Annotated in this window: 1 protein-coding gene; it reads left to right on the top strand. The window is 70.2% G+C overall.

Going from position 1 to position 1,950, the window contains the following annotated elements:
• Positions 1–107 precede the first annotated feature (107 nt).
• Positions 108–1,950, top strand: a 1,843-nt coding sequence (locus ACFQO7_RS37665; RefSeq protein WP_376810880.1) for a ThuA domain-containing protein, incomplete at its 3' end; no start/stop codon positions are given.

The following is a 1,950-nucleotide window of genomic DNA, read 5'->3' as shown; positions in this document are numbered from 1 at the left end:
GCGGCAACAACCAGAAGTGGACCCTGCCCTGATCCGCAGGGCCCCGCACCGGCGCTCCCACGCCGGTGCGGGGCCCTGCCTCACCTTCCCTCCCAAGGAGAGCCACCATGCGCAGACTCCTGCGACCCGCCCTCGGCGCGGCCACCGCGGTCCTCGCCGCCCTCGCCGCCACCGCCTCGGCCACCCCGGCCGCCGCCGCGGACGCCGCCTACGACGTGCTCGTCTTCTCCAAGACGGCCGGCTTCCGGCACGACTCGATCGCCGCCGGCATCTCGGCGATCCAGTCGCTCGGCTCGGCCAACAACTTCACCGTGACCGCCACCGAGGACGCCTCCGCCTTCACCACCGGCAACCTCGCCCAGTACGAGGCGGTGGTCTTCCTCAACACCACCGGCGACGTGCTCAACGCCAGCCAGCAGACCGCGTTCGAGTCCTACATCGGCTCCGGCGGCGGCTTCGTCGGCGTGCACTCCGCCGCCGACACCGAGTACGGCTGGTCGTTCTACGGCAACCTCGTCGGGGCGTACTTCGCCTCCCACCCGGCGATCCAGCAGGCCAACATCAAGGTCGAGAACCGGGCGCACCCGGCCACCGCGCACCTGTCGCCGACCTGGACCCGCACCGAGGAGTGGTACAACTACCAGACCAACGCCCGCTCCACCGCCCGGGTGCTGGCCACCGTCGACGAGTCCTCCTATTCCGGCGGCTCGATGGGTTCGGACCACCCGCACTCCTGGTGCAAGACCTACAGCGGCGGCCGGTCCTTCTACACCGGCGGCGGGCACTCGCAGTCGGCGTACTCCGAGACGGCGTTCCGCAGCCACCTGCTCGGCGGCATCCGCTACGCCGCCGGCCGCGCCAAGGCCGACTGCCGCCCGGAGACCGGCTACACCACCCTGTTCAACGGCTCGACCACCGGCTGGGCGCAGACCGGGCCGGGCAGCTTCAGCAACTCCGACGCCACGCTCACCTCGTCGGGCGGCATGGGCATGTACTCCTACACCACCCGCGAGTACGTCAACTACTCGCTCAAACTCGACTGGCGGGTGCCGGGCGACGACAACTCCGGCGTCATCATCGGGTTCCCGGCCGGCAGCACCGCGCAGGGCGCGCTGGACAACGGCTACGAGGTCCAGATCGACGCCACCGACTCCGCCGACCGGACCACCGGCGCGATCTACGCCCTGCAGTCGGCCGACATCACCGCCCGCGACGCGGCGCTCAACCCGCCGGGGGAGTGGAACACCTTCGAGCTGCTCGTCGAAGGGGAGCGGCTGCAGGTCTTCCTGAACGGCTCGAAGATCAACGACTACACGAACACCAACTCGGCCCGCTCGATGGCCGGCTACATCGGCATCCAGAACCACGGCTCGGGCGACGACGTCTCCTTCCGCAACATCCGGATCAAGGACCTCGGCGGCACCCCGTCGACGGGTGACATCACCCGCCAGGCCGAGTCGTTCTCGTCCGCGAGCGGCGTCTCGGCGCTGTCCAAGTCGGGCGCCAACGGCGGCCAGGTCCTGGGCAACATCGAGTCCGGCGACTGGGCGGCGTACAACAGCCTCGACCTGACCGGCACCACCTCCTTCCGGGCCCGGGTGGCCTCCGCGGGTTCCGGCGGCACGATCCAGGTCCGGACCGGTTCGACCACCGGCACGGTGCTCGGCTCCGTCACCGTGCCCAACACCGGCAGCTGGACGAACTTCCAGAACGTCACCACGACCCTGTCGGGCGTCCCGTCCAGCACCCAGAACGTGTACCTGACCTTCACCGGATCCAGCGGCTTCCTCTTCGACGTCGACGAGTTCGTCCTGGTCAAGGGAACCGCCTCCACGGGCACCGGTCCCGTCAAGGGCCTGGCGGGCAAGTGCCTGGACGTGCGCGGCGGATCGTCGGCCGACGGCACGCAGATCCAGCTGTACACGTGCAACGGCGGCGCCCCGCAGACGT

The organism is Catellatospora aurea (assembly GCF_042663325.1).
GTDB classification, from domain to species: Bacteria; Actinomycetota; Actinomycetes; order Mycobacteriales; family Micromonosporaceae; genus Catellatospora; species Catellatospora aurea.
This window is presented reverse-complemented; position numbering and strand designations above follow the sequence as displayed.